The 21846-nt window shown below is 35.5% G+C and carries 11 protein-coding genes; all 11 read right to left on the bottom strand.

All coding sequences use genetic code 11. The features are described 5' to 3' along the window. Window positions 1-760: 760 nt before the first annotated feature. Entirely contained in the window at window positions 761-8734 is a 7974-nt protein-coding gene (locus L6651_RS08340) for a cell wall-binding repeat-containing protein (RefSeq protein ID WP_237037469.1), read from the bottom strand. Between the two features lie 1321 nt (window positions 8735-10055). After that, complete coding sequence (locus L6651_RS08335; protein WP_237036856.1) at window positions 10056-10901, bottom strand: IS3 family transposase; 846 nt, start codon at window positions 10899-10901, stop codon at window positions 10056-10058. 11 nt (window positions 10902-10912) lie between these two features. After that, complete coding sequence (locus L6651_RS08330; protein WP_237036857.1) at window positions 10913-11206, bottom strand: transposase; 294 nt, start codon at window positions 11204-11206, stop codon at window positions 10913-10915. 310 nt (window positions 11207-11516) lie between these two features. Then, entirely contained in the window at window positions 11517-13673 is a 2157-nt protein-coding gene (gene ppk1, locus L6651_RS08325) for a polyphosphate kinase 1 (RefSeq protein WP_237037468.1), read from the bottom strand. A 12-nt stretch (window positions 13674-13685) separates the two neighbouring features. Continuing rightward, window positions 13686-14576, bottom strand: a complete 891-nt coding sequence (locus L6651_RS08320) for a Ppx/GppA phosphatase family protein (RefSeq protein ID WP_237037467.1) — start codon at window positions 14574-14576, stop codon at window positions 13686-13688. 108 nt (window positions 14577-14684) lie between these two features. Next, window positions 14685-16757, bottom strand: coding sequence for a heavy metal translocating P-type ATPase (locus L6651_RS08315; protein WP_237037466.1), 2073 nt, complete (start codon window positions 16755-16757; stop codon window positions 14685-14687). A 1-nt stretch (window position 16758) separates the two neighbouring features. Next, a complete protein-coding gene (locus L6651_RS08310) occupies window positions 16759-17109 on the bottom strand; it encodes a DUF6110 family protein (RefSeq protein WP_237037465.1) in 351 nt (116 codons plus the stop codon). 189 nt (window positions 17110-17298) lie between these two features. After that, a complete protein-coding gene (gene gpmA, locus L6651_RS08305) occupies window positions 17299-17985 on the bottom strand; it encodes a 2,3-diphosphoglycerate-dependent phosphoglycerate mutase (RefSeq protein ID WP_237037464.1) in 687 nt (228 codons plus the stop codon). A 63-nt stretch (window positions 17986-18048) separates the two neighbouring features. Then, a complete protein-coding gene (locus L6651_RS08300; RefSeq protein WP_237037463.1) occupies window positions 18049-18687 on the bottom strand; it encodes a V-type ATP synthase subunit D in 639 nt (212 codons plus the stop codon). Next, window positions 18688-20070: a V-type ATP synthase subunit B gene (locus L6651_RS08295; protein ID WP_237037462.1), complete on the bottom strand. Its 1383-nt coding sequence runs from the start codon at window positions 20068-20070 to the stop codon at window positions 18688-18690. Continuing rightward, entirely contained in the window at window positions 20063-21835 is a 1773-nt protein-coding gene (locus L6651_RS08290; protein WP_237037461.1) for a V-type ATP synthase subunit A, read from the bottom strand. The genes L6651_RS08295 and L6651_RS08290 overlap by 8 nt, the downstream gene beginning before the upstream one ends. Window positions 21836-21846: the final 11 nt, after the last annotated feature.

Raw genomic sequence — 21846 nt, 5'->3', positions numbered from 1 at the left:
ATATTATATCCATAAGTTCGTGCATTGTCAATACAACATCATTATAATTGCGTGCTAACCATTACTCTAACTTCTCATTTCTCATCTCACTTTAATCTTCCAACCTTCCAACTTCTCACTTCTCATCAGTCACTTACCAATCTTTTAAAATCTGCATAAAAAAATCGAGTGACGCATAAATGCATCACCCGCAAAACTATTGTTTTCAATTCGTTTTTACATTATATATTATAGCTTTGTAAATTGTCAATTACTCCTTTACAATATTCATACATTAATTTCTCCTAAATAAAAATCCTTTAAAGGAACGCTTTTGTCAAGTTAAATGCTAGGTCGCCTTCTGACACTTTCTTTCAGAAAGTGAAACGAGATCGACATTTGACCTACAACGAAGACTACGTCTTCTGTTAGGTCAAGAATCCTTCGAATCGCTTGCGCTCCCTCAGGATGACATAGTAGGGTATGTTTACTTCAAACTATAGTGCCGAAGGCACAGTAAGGAAAGCCTTAGCTTTCATACATTTTTCCAAACGGGGTCTTGGGGCTGGCCCCAAGTCGTTGGGAGGTAAAGGGGGTTTTTAAGGGGGATAGGAACCGTACGAAACGGTGCCTTTTTCCCCTTGTAGAATAAAACGATAAAATATACTAGAACTAAAAAATGGTTTGATAAAGCCTACAAAAACAAAATTTTAAGTTTGAATTTTTCAAAAAATTCAAAAAAAGAGATTTGAGGTTTCCCTCAAGCTCTTTTTTCTTATTCCTATTTACTTAGCTCGTTTAGAACCCTATCACTTACCATACTTCTACCACCAATTGCAGTTATCTTTTCGATATTTGATTTAGCGATATAGTCTTTTAGTGATTTTGGTGCGCTGTTTGCTCCTGTTAATAGGATTGGCATATTTAACATTCCGCCTACTGGTCCTATTACTAGTGCATCCATCCACTCTTCTCCATTTGCTAAGAATGTTTCTTTTGAACCGCTGAATTTCTTGTCTGCTATAGCAATAGCTGTTTCGTATCTTGAGTCTCCTCTTAGTCTTTCTACTACTGTTGGTAGTGAAGCTTCTAGAGATTTGTTAACTGTTGAATATCCACCTGCTATTGTTACTTTGTTTATAGCTAGTTCTGTCATAACATCTTTAACTGATTTTGGTAAGTTATTTGCTTTTACTAGTAGTATTGGATAGCCTTCTCTTGATGCGTAAGGTGCTACTGCTAGTGCGTCGGCAAATACTTGTCCTGATGCTACTACTGCGTGTCCAGTTTTTCCTGTGATTTGAACTACTCTTCTTGCAACTTGTGCTGAAGTTTCGTATCTGTCTTTACCGTAGATTCTTTCTACATTGTCTTTATCAAATTTAGCTAATTCTTTCTTAACTGCTTCTGATACTGATGAGTTTCCACCTACGATTATTACGTCTCTTGCTCCAAGTCTTTGAATTTCCGCAGCTACTCTAGGGTCAAGCTTATGAGTATTTGTTAGTAGGATAGGTGCCTTTAATAGCTTAGATAATACTGATGCAGTCATTGCGTCAGGGAAATCTTTACTATCTACTACTATTACTGTGTCTGCTTGTCCAAAGTATTTCTTAGAAATTTCAATAGCTGTTTCAACTCTGTCCTTACCCTTAGTTCTATCAGTTTCTCTGCTTGGAGAGTCTTCTGATGGTTTTGGATCCGGTTTTGGATTTGGATTTGGAGTTGGAGTTGGTATGTCTGGTTTCTTGTCAGATCCGTTGTCATCTTGGTTTTTCTTGTGTCCATTAACTTCGATTTCAACTTCAACTTTTCCGCCTGGTAGATCTGGATCTGTGATTGTTACATCGATAGGTCCATCTACATCTTTTCCTGGTGTTACTTCAATTTCACCAGTGTCTGGATTGATTACTGCTGGTACGTCCTTACCGTCTTCATCCTTGGCAGTTACTTTTGTATCTTTGTCTGGATTATTAACGATTACACCTGTACCTTGCTTTTCATCTGTTGGGTCTACTGGTTTTTTACCTGATACATCAACACTTGTGTCAGAGTTATTGTCATCTTTGCCAGCTTCGTGACCGTTTACTGGTACTTCTACTGTGATTGAACCGTCTGGTAGGTCTGGATCTTCTACAGTTACCTTTATTGGTCCATCTACGTTTTCACCTGGTTTTACTAGGATATTTCCATTTTCGTCGATTCTAACTGGTATATCATTACCGTCTTCGTCTTTTGCAGATACTTTTGTATCTTTGTCTGGGTTTTTAACTACATAGCCAGTACCTTGTTCTTCATTTGTTGGATCTACTGGTGTAGCTTTTCCTGTAACGTAGGTGTCTTTGTCTTCCGGTTTTTTAACTTCGATTTCAACTTCAGTTTTACCATCTGGTAAGTCTGGGTCTTCTACAACAACTTTGATTGGTCCTTCAGTATCTTCGCCTGGAGTTACGATGATTTCACCTGTATCAGGATCAATTTTTGCTGGTACGTCGTTTCCATCCTTATCTTTTGCAGTTACCTTAGTATCGTCGTCTGGGTTTTCTACCTTAACGCCTGTACCTTGGTCTTTACCATTTGGTTCTACTGGTCTCTTGTTTGAGTCATCTACTGTTGTTTTTTCCTCTGGTTTAGAGTCTTTATCTTTTGGATCTGTTCCAGCTTTCTTTTCATCTTCATCTGATACTCCATCACCATCATCGTCCTTGTCGTAGATATCTGGTGTACCGTCACCGTCTGTATCTCTTTGAACTGTGATTGTAAATGTTTCTTTTGATTCATTTCCAGCTTCGTCTTTTGCTGTTACTGTTACTGTAACTTCTCTGACTTCTTCTGGGTTTTCTTTGTCAGCATCATTCCAATCTGTGATGTCTGGACTACCTGTAATCTTCTTAGAATCTTTATCGTAAGTTACTCCATTTGGAAGTCCTTCTACTGTAATTTCAGCATCTGGGTCATCTGTCTTAACTTCGATTTCTTTGATTGGTTTCTTTTCTACTACAGTTTGGTCACCAATTCTATCAATCTTTGGTGCTGTTGTATCTTTGTCAGCTGGTTTATCATCTTTATTCTTTGGATCTGTTCCAGCTTTCTTTTCATCTTCATCTGATACTCCATCACCATCATCGTCCTTGTCGTAGATATCTGGTGTTCCGTCACCGTCTGTATCTCTTTGAACAGTGATTGTGAATTCTTCAGTTGACTCGTTTCCAGCTTCGTCTTTTGCTGTTACTGTTACTGTAACTTCTCTGACTTCTTCTGGATTTTCTTTGTCTGTGTCATTCCAATCTTTGATATCTGGGCTACCTGTAATCTTTCCAGTTTCTTCATCGTATGTTACACCGTTTGGTAGACCTTCTACTGTTATTACAGCATCTGGGTCATCTGTCTTAACTTCGATTTCTTTGATTGGTTGTTTTTCTACTACAGTTTGGTTACCAATTTTATCAATCTTTGGTGCTGTTGTATCTTTGTCAGATCCGTTGTCGTCTTTACCTTTTTCGTGACCATTTACTGGTACTTCAACTTCAACTTTACCATCTGGAATGTCTGGATCTTCAATAACTACTGTTATAGGTCCATCTACATCTGTTCCTGGTGTTACAACTACTTTACCATCTTCATCGATTTCAACTGGTACATCGTTACCGTCTTCATCTTTTGCAGATACTTTTGTATCGTCGTCTTTGTTTTCTACCTTAATACCTGTATCTTGAGGATCCTTGGTTGGATCTACTGGTGTTACATTTGAATTATCAACTGTTGTTTTAGCTCCATTTACACCCTTAATTGTGTAAGTTAAGCTTGTAAATTCTGAACAACCTTCTTGTTGGAATGAAAGTACTAGTTTAACTTCTTTATCTATAAAGTCAGCTAGTTTACCTGTCTTGTCTCCAGTTTTTTGAACTTCATTCATTACATCTGCACCAAAGTTTAATGCAAATAGCTGTTGAAGTGTCATGCCTGAAGTCGGTTGAGCTAATGCAAGTTGTCTTAAGTCTTTTTCTTCTTGGCTTCCAACTTTAATTTTAACTAGGTTGTGTTCTTTGAATAATTTTTCTAGACCTGTTGCAAGTCCAGTTCCTCTTAAGTCTTTAGCACTTTGAGTTTTGTCAAGAATCTTTACAACAACTTCTTCATTCTTAGAATCAAGTGTACCTTCGTATACTTTGTCTTTGCCCTTAATTCCTTCGAACATAGCTTCAATTTCAGGTTTAACTTTTTCTCTTAAACCTTGTGGGGTTAGACAAACTTTATCAGAGTTGTTGTCGTCTTTACCTTTTTCGTGACCATTTACTTCAACTTCAACGTCAACTTTTCCATCTGGTAGGTCTTTGTCTTCTACTGTTACTGTGATAGGTCCATCTACGTCTTCACCTGGTGTTACGATTACTTTTCCATCTTCATCGATTTCAACTGGTACATCCTTACCGTCTTCATCTTTAGCAGATATCTTTGTATCGTCGTCTTTGTTTTCTACCTTAACGCCAGTATCTTGAGGATCATTTGTTGGGTCTACTGGTTTTTTACCTGTTTCATCAACTTTTGTATCTGAATTGTTGTCGTCTTTGCCAGCTTCGTGACCGTTTACTGGTACTTCTACTGTGATTGAACCGTCTGGTAGGTCTGGATCTTCTACTGTTACCTTTATTGGTCCATCTACATTTTTACCTGGTGTTACTAGGATGTTTCCATTTTCGTCGATTCTAACTGGTATATCATTACCGTCTTCGTCTTTTGCAGATACTTTTGTATCTTTGTCTGGGTTTTTAACTACATAGCCAGTACCTTGTTCTTCATCAGTTGGATCTACTGGTGTAGCTTTTCCTGTAACATAGGTGTCTTTGTCTTCTGGTTTTTTAACTTCGATTTCAACGTCAGTTTTGCCATTTGGTAGGTCTGGATCTGTTACTGTTACATCGATTGGTCCTTCAGTATCTTCGCCTGGAGTTACAATGATTTCACCAGTATCAGGATCAATTTTTGCTGGTACGTCTTTTTCGTTCTTATCTTTTGCAGTTACCTTAGTATCGTCGTCTTTGTTTTCTACCTTAACGCCTGTACCTTGGTCTTTACCATTTGGTTCTACTGGTCTCTTGTTTGAGTCATCTACTGTTGTTTTTTCCTCTGGTTTAGAGTCTTTATCTTTTGGATCTGTTCCAGCTTTCTTTTCATCTTCATCTGATACTCCATCACCATCATCGTCCTTGTCGTAGATATCTGGTGTACCGTCACCGTCTGTATCTCTTTGAACTGTGATTGTAAATGTTTCTTTTGATTCATTTCCAGCTTCGTCTTTTGCTGTTACTGTTACTGTAACTTCTCTGACTTCTTCTGGGTTTTCTTTGTCAGCATCATTCCAATCTGTGATGTCTGGACTACCTGTAATCTTCTTAGAATCTTTATCGTAAGTTACTCCATTTGGAAGTCCTTCTACTGTAATTTCAGCATCTGGGTCATCTGTCTTAACTTCGATTTCTTTGATTGGTTTCTTTTCTACTACAGTTTGGTCACCAATTTTATCAATCTTTGGTGCTGTTGTGTCTTTTTGTGCAACAACTGTTACTGGAACTTCTACCTTGTCAAATGTTCCATTTTCATAAATAACCATAGCTGTACCTTTTGTAGGTATACCTTCTTCTGTAACCTTACTTACGTCTGGATTTTCATACCATACAACTTTTGATACGTTAGTAAGTTTATCTAGATTTTCTATTCCATCTTTAGCATCTGGAACTTCTCCAACTACAGTTTCGATAGTTTTAGCTGTAGGTTTTGAACTTTCTTCTTGTGCTTTTGCTACATTAACTTTTGCTGTTACTTCATCTTTTGAACCGTCTTTATAATTTACTACTACTGGAATTTCTACAGGCTTACCAGCGTCTTTTTTGCTTGGTGTGTAAGTTACTTCTCCAGTTTTATCACTAATTTTTACACCTTCTGGAGCATCTTTACCTAATGTGTATTTTGTTCCTTCTGGTACTTTTGTAGCTTTTCCGTCCTTATCTATAACAGTTGGTGTTACTGTTACTTTTTCTCCAACTTTTCCTGTTTCTTCTTCGTATTTTACGTCATATTTATCCGCGTCTTTTTCTTCCGGGCCATATGCCGCGTATACTGTAGTTGCCTCAGTAATTGGTGATGTTGCTACGAACTTGAAGTTTTCTTTACTGTTTACTTGATCAGCAGTTGTAGCTTCTTGAAGTGCTTTGAATGCAGTACTTACTTCTTCAGGAGTACCTTCTAATTTTTGAGTTGTCCATCCTAGGAAGCTTCTCTCTGCTAGCTCTGGCTTTTCTTTTACTATTTTTCTAAGTTCTAAAGCATCGCCAACTAAATCATCATCATTGTGGTCCTTTAAACTTACATTTTCACCTTCGAATCCATTTGGGACATAATCAGGGTTCTTTTCTGTTGATAACTCTTTTTTAAATCCATCAAGATCGCTTTTTACTATATAGAGATATTTCTCATTCATTGGTGCAATTCTTACTACAGAATCTGTTTCATTCGCTCTTTCTAATTTATAAGCAAACTCAGTTCCAGATTTCTGTTCAGTGTCAAATCCTTCAAATGATTTTGTAGTAGTTGGTAATTTACCACCATTTAAATCAAACGTTACTTTAGCTTGAACCTTTTCTATTGCATAACTACTTGCTATAGCAACCTTTTGTATATCTTCATTACTAATTCCTATAGGTGTATCCTTTAAAAGGTCAGTAGGCATTGTGAATTTTTCTATTCCTTCAGTAGTGAAGATATATCCCATTAATTCATCTTCACCTATTTTATCTACACCATTAATGCTTACTGGTTTTTCATCTTTTCCAGCAGATAGTTCGAAATCTTTATTATTTAGGTTTATCTTAATTTTAGCTAATCTATATTTAGTTCTACCTGTGATACTAGTAGAGTCTGTAAAGATTTCGTCAATATCTGGATTTAGTGCAGTTTGAGTAGCTGAACCACCTGCATAAGTTGTAATATAGTTAAGTCTTCTAGGTGTGTTCATTTCAGGACCATTTTCGCCAGGATTTAGAACAATGCTTTTATCTCCATCATTAGTAGGTATTGTTAAAGTTACATTATTAGGAGCTGTTTTATATTTCATTGTTCTGAATATAATTTTTTCCCCAGCTTTAATAGTCATACCTGGTATTAAAGTATATTCGTATAATTGTCCGAAAGTACTTCCTGCTTTTCCTATATGTTTGAAGTTTGATCTTAATTCTATTTTATAAGGCTCTTCACCAAATGTTAGAGAATAGTTATCCTCATTTGAATCTGGAGCAACCGTTTTACCACCATCATAAGTTAAAGTTAATTTTGTATTTGGTTGAATCACTATATCTGAACCAGTGTCATTAGTCGCTGAATACTCTATAAATTTTCTAGTACCTTCTAATATAAAGGTAGAATAAAAGTCAAACGCAGCTAGGTCATCTTTTCTTAATCCCGCTGATGCTAATTTTTCAGAATCTACATAGTATCTAGTTATAGTGGGTAAACCAGAGTTAAATTCAGTTGTAGTATTGTTCAGATATGAACTTTGAGCACTTGCAGTAGTAAATACAGTATTTAATCCAGCAAATTTTTGTGGAATATTTCCTTCTTTATTTGTAGCTACTTGAATTCCTGTAAAACCAGGGTTTAAATCACTATTTGCTGAAGTATTTAAATCAGATTGTGTAATCTTAATAGGTTCTACATTACTCCACGGATCCCCTTGTTGAGATGCTGGGAATACTTCTGCTACTGTTCCTGATTCATCTTGTGGTTTTAAAACTTTGGCAAATTTCTCGTTAAATACTTGTCTAAAAGCAAAAGCTTCTCCACCAATTAAATCTCCTGAGGCTTTCTTTGATTGTTTATGGAAAACATCTAGATACCCACCAGCTTCATTATATTTTGCATATGAGTTGGCACAGTAAAATTGTACATCAATTCTATAATCTTCTACAGTGCCTACGTTTGCATTATTATTAGCTGAAGGGATATAAGTCATAAAAGTATATGAGTTATATGGAGTTATGAGTGTATCTTTATCTACATTAGAATCATCTTTATTATTAGGGTCAGAACTAGCCTTACCTGTACCTGCCACACAAAATACTTCTGTATAGTCTTTATTAGTAATTCTCATTTGTATATGAGGTTGACCTACTATATCATCTATAGTTTTACCTTCTTGTAGTACTAAATCTATAGGGATTTCTAATCTTGAAGATGCACCGACTTTATTTTTATTATTATCTAGATTTTGTTCTTTTACATTAACTGAACCTGATAATGAGCTTCCAGCATTAGTAAACATTGAAACTTCACTATAACCAGCTGCATCATGCCATCCATAATTTACTGCACCTTTGTACATACCAGTCTTTGGATTTTTAAAGTCTATTAAATTATATAAATCATTATCAAATTTAAATAAAGCTTTATTCCATACACCTGAAGCTAAGTTTTGGAACATTCTAAAAGATACTCTAATTACAGTACGTCCTTCTTCATTAATATATGTTCCAATATAATTTACTGAAGGCGTCTTTATACCTTCTGCGTTAGCTACAACAAGAATTTTGTTCTTGTTAGCTAACTTCCAATAACTCATCTCTGCTGCTTTTTCTTCGTTAATTGTCCAGTCAGCTTTTTGAGTTTCTGCAAGTGCTCTTACTGGCGTTGCGCCAATTAGCATTGCAACTACTAGTAGCCAAGATAATATTCTCTTAAAGCTACCTTTGTTATAATTTTCCATAATCTTTCCTTTCTTATATTATATTTGTCCATATCCTCTCCATGGTTTGGACTGGTCCATGGATACAAAGGCTTAGCCTCTCTAGACAATAGGATTATATGTCTTGGTTTTACTAAAGAAGTAATTTCCTTCTTTAATAAAGTATGGTCAGTGGTTTTACATAACAATGATTTATTAAAGACAAATCAATGTAATATTTAGCAAGATAAGCCACTTTCTTAAACTTGCATTGAGGAAGTAGATTAAGTTACTGTTGAGTTAAGTTTGGCATCCATCTCGCTTATAAAGTTATACATTATAATTGCTATAAGATATATTACATTTACATAGCAAGTAGTTTTTTGCATACTAACTTAGCTTTCAATAGTATAATTAAACCTTTCTTCCTAGATAGTTTTCAAATACAAAAAATTTAAAGTCATAAACTTATAGCCCCAAATTAGCGGAAATAAATCTATAAGTTTTAATTTTAAATTAAAAATTTATTATTCATATGAAAACCTATCTTTATCTGTAATTATATCATATTGTGAAGTTATTACAATTTTACTTTGTTTATATTTACACAATTGTTAACTATTGTAAACTACTTTTTGGTATTTGGTTGTCTTTTTTTACCATTTTTTCATATTTATAACATAATTATACAATACATACCTTTTAGTCCTTTCGATTTTTATTTAAAGCCGTTGATTTAGCTGTTTGTATTTTATTTTGGATGTATATTTATAATTGTTACAATTTTGTAACAATAATGGGTTTTATTGGGCTTAGGGTAGTTGCTTGATAAGAGGTGAGTGGTGGGAAGTTAGAAGTTAGAGAAATAATTTGCATGACGAGGGTTAGCGAGATTTTCCAAAAGAAAATCTCGAGATTCTTCGACTACAATTTTTACTTCGTAAAAATTTCCGCTCAGAATGACAGTATGAGGGGGTTTTCTTCGAAATAATTTACGCTCAGAATGACAGTAGGAGGTAGTTTACTTCTAAGAAAGGATAATGAAATGTGGTAAAAAATGGTGGAAAGAAGGTTAATTTATTACAGCAAAAATATGTTGTACTTGTCATCCTGAGGGAGCGTAAGCGATTCGAAGGATCTCAAAAAAGCAAAAGCTTTTTTTTTTCATCTTTTCTAACATCATATATCTAACCTCTATTAACCGAGGTCGCCTTCTGACACTTTCTTTCAGAAAGTGAAACGAGATCGACATTTGACCTACAACGAAGACTTCGTCTTCTGTTAGGTCAAGAATTCTTCTACTTCAAAATTTCTTCGAAATTTTTTGAAAATGGTACCCCTTTTTCAAATAAATCTCTTAAAATTAATGACAAAAACTTTGCTTCCCATAAAAACACTCATGCGGAGTCAAATATCCTATTGAACTATGAGGTCTTTCAGTATTGTAATAATTAGTCCAATATTCTACTATCATCTTGTATTGTTCTACAGTGTAATGTTTCACTGACCCTATTTCTGTTTTCATGCTCTTAAAGAATGTTTCTATGAATATATTATCTACTGGTCTATATGGTCTGGACATACTGCTAATTATCCCATTTTCTTTTAAAGTTGATTGAAACAACTTACTTGTGAACTGTGGTCCTCTATCTGAAAGTATCATATCTGGCTTACCATACTTTCTTATCGCTTCTTCTAATGTGTCAACCGCAAACTGTGCATCCATTTTAAATGATTGTTTGTTTCCTACAAGCACCTTCCTTTTTATGTCTATTATTGCACAAGTATATACCTTTTTCTCAGCTGTTTTTTGTTCTGTAAAGTCTATTGCCCAAGCATTTACTTTATCTTGTTCTTCTTCTGGCATTTCGTTATATATGTTTTCTGATACGTATTTTTCACTAGTTTCTTCACATGTATATACGTTCTTTATTCTAGGTCTACCATATTTACCTACTAGCCCTAGTTCTTTCATAATGTTACTTATTTTCTTCTCTGAAAAAACTATATTATCCCTTTGTAGACACACTTTAAGCATTCTTCTTCCGAAGCTTCTATTATGCTTTATGAACATTTCTTTAACTAGATTTTTTTCTTCTTCAGTATATCTTGGTTTCCTAGGGTTTTTTCTTCTGTAGTAGTATCTTTGCTCATTAATATTCAATACTCGGCATACTATGCGCACTGGATATTCTGTTAGATGTTCCACCGCAAAGTCTACTATCTTATCTTCTTCTTCGCAAAGTATGCCTCGGCTTTTTTTAATATTTCATTCTCCATTTCAAGTTCTTTTAATCTTTGATATATTTCAAGATCTCGTCCTGGAACTACTCCTTTTCCAGACATTCCTATTTCAGCATGTTTATTATATTCATCAACCCATCTATGGATTGTTTGTCTATCTAGGTCATACATTTTACATATTTCTGATGTTTTCATGTTTCCTAAAAGCTTAAGTTGTACTATTTTGATTTTAAATTCTTGAGAGAATGTTCTTCTTTTTAATTTTGACATTTAATTTTCCCTTCTATTTTGTAATTAAAATGATTTGCTCTTAATTGTTATGAAGTTTTTTCTAAAGGTTCTGTCAAGGAGAAAAGCGAAGCGATCCTTGACGGGTTCTTTGAAAAAACTAGAATTTAAGAGCCAGCAAATCATTTAGTCTGTCATTAGCGATGTATATGATTTCATTATACCATTCTCTTCCGCTCAGGATGACAATATGGGGGTTTTTACTTCGTATGACAGTAAGAGGGGCGTTCGCTTCGAATGACAGTACGGGGTTTTCATTTCTAATAACGAAAAAAACGACCCATTTGAGTCGTTATTTCTTTTTAAAAAAATTTTTTATTTTCTCCATAAATGAAAGCTCCTTACTTTCTTTTACTTCATTTTGTTTTTCCACATTCTTTTTCTCCCTTGCTGTGGCAAGTTCCATCATACGCTCTTGGGAGTTTATTAATTCTTCCCCTTCTTCTACTGGAATTTTTTCGTAAATTCCATCTCTATTCATTATTCTTGCCTTGGTGTTGTCCTGCCACTGTATGTCCATATATTCAACAATTTTTTTCTTTATATCTTCGTCATATATTGGAACTATAACTTCTACTCTTCTGTCTAGGTTTCTAGTCATAAGGTCTGCTGATCCGATGTAGATGTCTTCGTTGTCGCCAAAGATGTATACTCTTGGGTGTTCTAGGTAGCGTCCTACAATGCTTCTGATTTCGATGTTGTCGGTGTAGCCTGGAACTCTTGGTCTAAGGCATGATATTCCTCTTATTATCAGTCTAACGTCAACGTTATTTCTGGAGGCTTCTTCTAGTTTTCTTATAATATCTTTGTCTGTTAGTGAGTTGAATTTGAAAAATAGTTTACCGTCTTTACCTTTTTGTATTTGCTCTTCTATTTTTTGTAGAAGTGTCACTTTTAATGAATATGGTGCTGCTAGAAGATGTGTATAGTTGTTGTTTACATTTTCTAGGTTAATATGGTTAAAGAAGTTGTAACAGTCGTTTCCTATTTCTTTGTTTGCGGTCATAAGGGAAATGTCTGAGTACTGCTTTGATGTGGACTCGTTGTAGTTTCCTGTACCTATTTGGCTAATGTACTTTATGTTTCCGCCCTTGTCCTTATAGGTTATTAGGCAAACTTTGGAGTGGACTTTATAATTTTCTGTACCATAAAGTATTGTACATCCCTCGTCATATAGTACTTGTGAGTAGTTTATGTTTGACTCTTCATCAAATCTTGCACGAAGTTCCATCATAACTGTAACGTCTTTTCCATTTTCTCTAGCCTTTAAAAGGTTCTTTACAACTTTTGAGTTTTTTGCAAGTCTGTAGATGGTTATTTTTATTGAAATTACGTCGGGGTTTTCCGCCGCTTCTTCAAGCAGTTGTAAAAAGCTTCCTATGTCTTCGTATGGATAGATTAGTAGTCTATCTTTTTCTTCTATCTGTTCAAATAGCGACCTGTTCGGGTCAATCATCTCGCCAATTTTTGGTGTGAAGGAATTATAGAAGATACTTGGGTCACATTTTGTTTTTAAGCCTTGTTCCAGGGCAAATACGTAACCCATTTTAAATGGTGAACTTCTTGTGAAGAATTGGTAGTCCTTTATATCAAGATGTTCTTTTAAAAAGCTCTTTGTCTTTTCATCCAGTTCGCTGTCGGTGTTTACCCTTACAACTTGAAGCCTTGTCCTCTTCTTAAGAAGCTTTTTCATTTGGATTTTGTAGTCATCCACTTGATCTTCCAAATGGTCTTCATAGTTTAGGTCCATATTTCTGTGAAGGTTCATTATATAGACTTTTTTCACATTGTAGTTGGAAAATATTTCACCGACTTTTTCCTTTATTATGAGCTCTGTCCTAATCCATTTCTTGTCGCTCAACAAATAATAGTCAGGCAGTGAATATGGAACTGGAAGTAGTCCAAGACTAAATTTGTCTTTGTAGCTTAGTTCGCAGATAATGTAGATGCTTTTGTTTTCTATAAATGGGAATGGATGAAATTGGTCTATTATCTGTGGCGCCAATATGGGTTTAATCTGATCTTCATAAATATCGTTTACAAAGGATTTTTGTTCCCCATCCAGTTCGTCAAATCTATATGATTTTATGCCGTACTTTTCAAGTTCTGCCATTACTTTGTGGTAGATTTCATCATTTTCTTTTAAAAGGTATCTGGTGTTTTCGTAGATGGCATTAAGTTGTTCCTGTGGTGTCATGCCGGTCTTGTTATCATTTGGAGGATTTTTAAGTAGAGTAAGGTCGTTAAGGGAACCTACACGCACGTTATAGAACTCGTCTAAGTTGCTGTTGAAAATACTTATGAATTTCAACTTTTCATATAGTGGATTGTCATCGTCTAGGGCTTCCCTCAAGACTCTTTGGTTAAATCCAAGCCATGAAATCTCTCTATTTTTCGAATAATTAAAAATTGCCGTCTTATCTTTCGAAATATTATCTTCATTACTCATAAAAAGGCCTCCTTATTTCAAAACTTTTGTTAAATATCCTTCCCTTGCGCCCTTCTTGCTGATATAGATGGTTTTTATATTTAAATAGTCTAACAACTCTTTTAGAATAATCATTCCCGGGGTGATGGTATGAATTCTTGCAGGGTTAACTTGTAGCACTTTGGTTAAGACTTTTTTCTTTTCGTCAATTATCTTTTTATATAGGGAGTCCAGAAGGTCGGTGTCAAGTTCCATGGGGCTTGGTAGCTCAAAAACTTCCATACACACATTGCCACAAACTCTTATGGTGCCTCCTATTCCATAGGCCACTGGGTTTTTAACCTTTGGGATGGATGACTTCTTTAGTAATTTTTTTGTCTCTTTTGCCATCTTCTTTGCTTCATCGTGGTCTGGAATTATCTTGTTGCAGTAGGTCTTTTGTAGGGACAGTGAACCTATTGGTAGCGAGTTTGAATATTTTATTTCTCCATCTTCCATAAGTGTAACTTCCGTTGATCCACCGCCGATGTCTATGATGTAGCCATTATCTATGTTGTAGTCCTGTTTTACTCCAAGGTAGCCTAGCATGGCCTCTTCTTCCCCTGACACAAGGTCTATATGAATGCCTGCGTTTTTGCTTACGTATTCAAGCACTTCGTCTTTGTTTTTTATATTTCTTATGGATGCAGTTGCAAATGGATAGACCTTTTCTACGCCAAATGTTTCACATAGCTTTTCTAGCTTAATCAATATGTCCACAATTTTGTCTGCGCCCTTTTTTGTTAAGTAACCCTTATTAACATATGACGCAATACCTGCCACGTATTTTTTATTTGCAAGTGAAATTATATTTTTATCTTCATCTACTAGGTAAAGATTTAATCTGATTGTGTTTGATCCTATATCTATTATTCCGTATTTCATAGTTCACCTCTGTATAAGATATACCCATTTTGTTAAAGCTTTTTTTAATTATTATTAAATTTTCGTAAAGAAAAAGACTATGCGTAGTTCATAGTCTTTTATCGATTATTAAATATTATATTGTCTCATGTTCTTGCTTGCAATTGCTACGGTTGACATATTGTGAAGCAGAGCTGATTGAGTATTTGTAATAAATGAACCTAATCCAAGAAATATTAAGAGTGAATTTATTGCAATTATTCCTCGATAATCATTTTTTACCCTCTCACTTACTTGTCGTGAAAGTTTTATTACATCTATTAGCTCTTTCAAAGAATCAGCTTTAATTGATACATCTGAAATCTCTTTAGCAAGGTCTGCGCCCTTAGACATGGATATTCCAACGTCAGCTGTTGATAAAGCTATGGAGTCGTTCACTCCATCGCCAATCATTATTACTTTTTTGCCTTCGTCTTTCATCTTTTGTATATAATCTTTTTTGTCTTCAGGTAAAACTTGTGATTTGTAATAATCTAAACCAAGTTTTTCACTTACTGCCCTTGCGGCGTTTTCGTTATCTCCTGTAAGCATTGCTATATGGCCAAAGCCAAGTTCTCTAAGTGAGTCTATGGTTTGTCTTGCGTCTTCCCTAAGTGGGTCTTCAATACATAGTACAGCCATTAAATTATTGTCGTATGCCATGAATAGTAGCGAATACTCTTCTTTTAAAGAATCAATCAACTGTAACTGCTTTGATGTAATTGGAATTTTTTCATCTTCTAATATGAAGTGTTCACTACCAATTAAGGCAACTTTATCATCAATTGTGGACCTTATGCCATGGGCCATAATGTATTCAGGTTTAGAATGCATCTCTTCATGCTTTAAGTTCTTCTCTTTGGCTTTTTTTACAACCGCCCTTGCTATTGAATGTGGAAAATGTTCTTCAAGGCAAGCTGCAATTCTTAAAGCTTCCATTTCGTCAATGCCAAAGGAAATAACTTTCTTAACCTCAGGTTCAGACTTTGTCAAAGTTCCGGTTTTGTCAAAAATAATTGTATCAGCCTTTGCTAGACTTTCAAAATATTTCCCACCCTTAACTAAGACTTGCTCTTCACCTGCTTGACTTGTTGCTTTCATATAAGCTATTGGAATGGTCAATTTTAATGCACATGAGTAGTCAACCATTAAGAATGATTTTGCTTTTATGAAATTATTTGTCAATAAGTATGTTAAACCTGCACCTATAAAAGAATATTTAACTAGTGAGTCTGCCATGGACTCAGCCTTTATTTGAGAAAGTGATTTATTCTTCTCGCTGTCCTCAATTAAATTCATAATATGATTTAATCGGGATTCGTCATATTTTTTAGTTGCTTTGACTAAGAGCTCTCCCTCTTCAAGAACTGTTCCTGCAAAAACTGTTGACTCATGTTTCTTTTCTATTGCGATGGCTTCCCCTGTAAAGGAAGCTTCGTTAACCATTCCAAATCCATCTACAACTTCTCCATCAACGGGAACTTTGCTTCCCATGGATATATAAACAAGGTCTCCAATTTCTACATCTTTTAAATCTTTTAGAACTCTTTCTTCCCCGTCTTTTACAAATACTTTGTCTATGTTGAGAGCAAGGGAAGATCTTAAGTTAACTCTAGATTTCTTTAGGGTATATTCTTCAAGATCTTCCCCAAGAGATAGAAGTGCCATTATGCTTGCAGCATCACCAAATTCTCCTGTTAAGAGTGAAACTGAAATAGCTGTTGCATCAAGTAGTTCAACATTTAATTTTCTTGCCTTTATGGCCTTTAATCCCTCTTTTATAAATGGAATTGCACGTATTACTGTAAAAAATGGTCTAAGAGGCATTGGCATAATATGTCCAAATAGAATTCTTTTATATGCCGCGTCTCTTACTATATGAAATACGGTCCTTTCTTCTTGCTCAACAAAGTCCGCATCATCTATCTCAAAGTCATCCAGAGTATTAAGTTCAAAATCAAGAATAAACCTTGCAATACTTCCTATATATTTTTCATCGTACTTTACAATTATAGAATTAGTAATATAAGAAATTTCACAAGATTTTACTCCATCTAGTTCTTCAATTTTGTATTTTAATTTATTTACATTGGATTCCTTTAGATAGTCTTCATATAAAAATCTAGTTCTTCCAATTGTTCTTGCTTTTATGGATGCTTTCATCCTATTCCTCTTCTGTTTCTTCTTTTAAGTCTTTCTTTATTTCACTTATTATTTCTGCTTTTAAATCGTTTATAAGATCTTCTTTTGAAACTTCTTCAATGTCTAACTTAGCTTTAGCTTCAGCTTCCATCTTTTCTTCCATTTCATTTTTAACTTTAGCTTCTGCTACTATGTCTTCAGTTGAAACTTTAATATTTTCTACTGTCTTGTCAACGGCTTTTTTAGCTTTTAATCCTTGTTGAACTGTTGCAACAGCTGCTTTTTTAGCTACTTTTGAAGTTAAAACTTTACCTCCAACAGCTCCTACCACTATACCAATACCTGTGCTTAATGCTTTTTTCTTAATTTTCATATTTTACCTCCCATTTTTTCTTTATTTATACTATATATTATAGCTCTATCTTTTTGATTTTGCAATGATATTGCGAGTTGTTATCTATCTTTTCAAACAAAACAGGCTTCTTAATAGCCTGTCTTTAATAAATATTTTAAAATTATTTTTAATTTAGTATAAAACAAAAGGGACTTTCGTCCCTGTAGTTTATAAATAATATCTCTTTATTAAGTTTAAATCGTCATCAAGTTCTAGAACCATTGGATGTCCTGTAGGAATTTCAAGTCCCATTATCTCGTCATCGGAAATTTTTTCAATATGTTTTACTAGAGCTCGAAGTGAGTTTCCATGGGCTGCAATTAAAATTTGTTTGTCGTCCAGTAGCTTTGGTGCTATTTCGTCTTCCCAATATGGTATAACTCTTTCAAGGGTAACTTTTAAATTTTCCGCAAATGGTACTGTGCCCTTTGGTAGGTCATGATACTTTCTGTCATGTCCTTGGTATCCTTCGTCCTTTTCGTCTAGTAGTGGAGGAAGTGTATCATATGATCTTCTCCAAATATGCACTTGTTCGTCGCCATATTTTTCTGCAGTTTCTGCTTTGTTAAGGCCTTGAAGTGCACCATAATGTCTTTCGTTTAGTCTCCATGATTTCTTTACTGGAACCCAAAGTTGATCTATCTCTTCAAGGATGATATTACATGTTTTAATTGCTCTTTTTAATACGGAAGTATATGCTAAGTCAAATTCAAAGCCTGCTTCTTTTAAAAGCTCTCCCGATTCTTTTGCTTCACTATATCCTTTTTCGGATAAGTCCACGTCAACCCAGCCTGTGAATCTATTTTGTAAATTCCATTCGCTTTGTCCATGTCTTACCAATACTAATTTTTTCATTTACACACCTCTACTTATTATATTAATTAAATAATATCATAAAAAAAGGGGTATTACACCCCTTTATCTATCTTTGATTATATCTTTAACCTTCATAAGTCTGGTTATAGTTGCCCTTTCGTTTTCATCAAGCTTTGATCTGATGTATTTTATAGTTTCCTGTAAGTCAGGAATTGTTCTATATTCAAGGGCGTTAACTCTTCTTCTTGTCTTTTCAAGTTCATCTGCCATAAGTTGACATGCTTTTTCAACTTCTGCTAGTTCCAATAGCTTGTCCATTATGCTATTGAGACCGTCAATGGCACTGTCAAGCTCTGCAGAAGTTTGAGCATAACCATATGGGTAGATGCCCGTAGAGTTTTCCGACTCGCTCTTTTTAAATTCCATTACGGGAATATTTACGGACATAATATTTTTTTCTTCTATTTCAACAGCAATACTTTGCTTTGGAAATGAAACTGCCTCTTCCAAAAACTCGGGACTCATTATGGCTGAAGCAAGTAAGAAATCTCCAAATGATTTACTTAGCTCTTCTTCTACCTCTTCCCTAAGTTGTTTGTTTTTTCTGATGAGGCTAATAAACTGACGCATAAGCTCGTCTTGTTTATCTTTTAAAAGTTTATGTCCCCTTGTAGATGTTTCAAGTCTAGTTTTTAACTCTGACAATTTCATTCTTGTAGGGTTAACATTCAGTCTTGCCATCTAATCATCCCCTTGAGCATCCAGGTATTTGTCTAAATATTCATCTCTAATTCTCTTAAGTTCTGTTCTAGGTATTATTCTTAACAGCTTCCATCCTAGGTCAAGTGTCTCTGTAATGGTTCTGTTGTTGTAATAACCTTGATTTACATATTCTTTTTCAAACTCTTCCGCAAATTTTGCAAAGGCCTTATCTGCATTTGATAGGGCAGTTTCACCAAGGATAACCGCAAGGTCTCTCGCCTCTCTACCGGAAGCATAACCTGCATAGATTTGGTTCATTGTATCTGCGTGGTCTTCTCTTGTCTTTTCCTTTCCAATACCTTTGTCCTTTAGACGTGATAGTGAAGGGATTACAAATATTGGTGGTTCAATACCTGATTTGTATAAATCTCTTGATAGAATGATTTGTCCTTCTGTAATATATCCTGTAAGGTCAGGGATTGGGTGAGTGATATCTTCTTCTGGCATGGTAAGAATTGGGATTTGAGTTATGGAACCCTTTCTTCCTTTAATTCTTCCAGCTCTTTCGTATATTGTTGAAAGGTCTGTGTATAGATAACCAGGATATCCTCTTCTACCTGGAACTTCCTTTCTAGCTGCAGATACTTCACGAAGGGCTTCTGCGTAGTTAGTCATATCTGTTAGTATAACTAGAACGTGCATGTCCTTTTCAAATGCCAAGTACTCTGCACAAGTAAGTGCCATCTTTGGTGTTGCAAGTCTTTCTATGGCAGGGTCGTTTGCAAGGTTTATAAATAATACCGCTCTGTCGATTGCCCCTGTTTCTGTAAAGTCATCAATAAAGAATTGAGCTTCTTCGAATGTTATACCCATGGCAGCAAATACTACGGCGAATTTGTCCTTTCCACCAAGCACCTTTGCCTGTCTTGCGATTTGCGCTGCAACGTTGTTATGTGGAAGACCTGATGCAGAGAATATCGGTAACTTTTGTCCCCTTACAAGTGTGTTAAGTCCATCTATTGTTGAGATACCTGTTTGGATAAACTCAGATGGATAGTCCCTTGCTACTGGGTTAATTGGTGTACCGTTAATGTCGATGGACTTTTCTGGAATAAGTTTTGGACCATTGTCCATTGGGTTTCCAAGTCCGTCGAAAACTCTACCAATCATGTCTTCTGAAACACCTAGTTCCAGTGGTTTTCCTAAAAATCTTACTGTGGTTTCCTTTAAGTTAATTCCTGAAGATCCTTCGAAGATTTGAACCATGGCTTGGTCGCCGTTAATTTCTATAACACGACCTCTTCTCTTTTCTCCATTTTGAAGTTCAATATCTACAAGTTCTTCAAACTTAGCTCCTTCAACCCCTTCTATGGCCATTAGAGGTCCTACAACTTCAGAAACCGATTTGTATTCTTTAAGCATCTATAGTCCCTCCTTTAGCTACTAGTTTAGAAAATTCTTCTTCCATTTCCTTTTTAATGTCTTCAAATTTATCTAATTCATCTTCGTGAATGTTCTTTGCTCTTGCTATTCTTTCTCTTACGTCCATTGTTTCTATTTCTGACATGTATGCACCTTTGTCAAGGGCGTCAAGTCCTAGGTCATAGAATTCAAGAACTAAATCAAGCATCTTGTGTTGTTTCTTTAGTGAGCAATATGTGTCTACTTCGTGGAAGGCGTTTTGTTGTAAGAAGTCTTCTCTGATTGACTTTGTAACTTCAAGTTTAAGTTGGTCAGTTTCAGAAAGTGAATCTCTACCAACAAGTCTTACAATTTCCAATAGTCCTGACTCTTCTTGTAGAAGTGCCATTGCTTTCATTCTAAGTTTTGAGAACTCAGAGTCGATGTTTTCGTCTAAATATTTATCAACTTTTGGTTGATATAGTGAATATGAGTTCAACCAGTTAATTGCTGGGAAGTGTCTCTTGTATGAAAGTGCGTAGTCAAGTCCCCAGAACACCTTTACGATTCTTAGTGTCGCCTGTGAAACCGGCTCTGAAATATCTCCTCCTGGAGGTGATACGGCACCGATTACTGTAAGTGCTCCAACTCTTTCGTCTTCACCTTTACAGATAACTTTACCAGCTCTTTCATAGTAGTCTGCAATTCTTGATGCCAAATATGCAGGGTAGCCTTCGTCACCAGGCATCTCTTCAAGTCTACCGGACATTTCACGAAGTGCTTCCGCCCATCTTGATGTTGAGTCCGCCATCATGGCTACTGAGTATCCCATGTCTCTGAAGTATTCAGAAATTGTTATACCTGTGTAGATAGATGCCTCTCTGGCTGCTACCGGCATGTTTGAAGTGTTTGCAATAAGAACGGTTCTCTTCATTAGTGATTCGCCAGTCTTTGGGTCGATGATTTCAGGGAATTCACCAAGTACGTCGGTCATCTCGTTTCCACGTTCTCCACAACCTACATATACAACTATTTCTGCGTCAGCCCATTTAGCAAGCTGATGTTGTACTACTGTCTTACCTGAACCGAAAGGTCCTGGTATTGCTGCAGCTCCTCCTTTTGTAACTGGGAAGAAGGTATCTATAACCCTTTGTCCTGTTACAAGAGGTTCTGTAGGGTCAAGTTTCTTAACATATGGACGACCTGTTCTTACTGGCCACTTTTGCATCATTGTAAGTTCTTTGTCACCATTTGCTGTTTCAACTATACAAACTGTGTCTGTAACAGTAAAAGAACCTGATTTTATATCTTTAACTGTTCCTTCAACACCCATCGGAACCATTATCTTGTGTTCTACTATTGGAGTTTCATCTACAGTACCTATTACAAATCCTGGTGAAACTTTGTCTCCTACTTTAACCTTTGGAACAAAATCCCATTTCTTTTCTCTGTCCAACGCCTTTACAGAAACACCTCTTAAAAGGAAATCTCCCGCTGCATCTTGTAGTGCTTGAAGAGGTCTTTGTATACCGTCAAACATCTGTTCAATAAGGCCAGGGCCCAATTCTATTGACAAAGGTGAACCTGTTGTTACAACCTTGTCCCCAGGTCCAATTCCTGTAGTCTCCTCATATACTTGGATAGAGGCCTTGTCGCCTCTCATCTCGATGATTTCTCCGATGAGCTTATCTTCTGAAACTTCTACAACGTCATAAACATTGGCATTATCCATACCTTCGGCAACAACTAAAGGTCCGGATACTTTAATTATTTTTCCTTCTTTCAATATAAGCTCTC

The organism is Mediannikoviicoccus vaginalis (assembly GCF_928097925.1).
GTDB lineage: Bacteria > Bacillota > Clostridia > Tissierellales > Peptoniphilaceae > Mediannikoviicoccus > Mediannikoviicoccus vaginalis.
Note: the sequence above shows the minus strand (reverse complement) of the source record. Positions and strands in the feature narration are given on the sequence as shown.

Excerpts from the sequence above, each read along its gene's own strand:
- L6651_RS08340 (WP_237037469.1), bottom strand. The coding sequence starts at position 8,734 with ATGGAAAATTATAACAAAGGTAGCTTTAAGAGAATATTATCTTGGCTA.
- L6651_RS08330 (WP_237036857.1), bottom strand. The coding sequence starts at position 11,206 with ATGTCAAAATTAAAAAGAAGAACATTCTCTCAAGAATTTAAAATCAAA.
- ppk1 (WP_237037468.1), bottom strand. The coding sequence starts at position 13,673 with ATGAGTAATGAAGATAATATTTCGAAAGATAAGACGGCAATTTTTAAT.
- L6651_RS08320 (WP_237037467.1), bottom strand. The coding sequence starts at position 14,576 with ATGAAATACGGAATAATAGATATAGGATCAAACACAATCAGATTAAAT.
- L6651_RS08315 (WP_237037466.1), bottom strand. The coding sequence starts at position 16,757 with ATGAAAGCATCCATAAAAGCAAGAACAATTGGAAGAACTAGATTTTTA.
- L6651_RS08310 (WP_237037465.1), bottom strand. The coding sequence starts at position 17,109 with ATGAAAATTAAGAAAAAAGCATTAAGCACAGGTATTGGTATAGTGGTA.
- gpmA (WP_237037464.1), bottom strand. The coding sequence starts at position 17,985 with ATGAAAAAATTAGTATTGGTAAGACATGGACAAAGCGAATGGAATTTA.
- L6651_RS08300 (WP_237037463.1), bottom strand. The coding sequence starts at position 18,687 with ATGGCAAGACTGAATGTTAACCCTACAAGAATGAAATTGTCAGAGTTA.
- L6651_RS08295 (WP_237037462.1), bottom strand. The coding sequence starts at position 20,070 with ATGCTTAAAGAATACAAATCGGTTTCTGAAGTTGTAGGACCTCTAATG.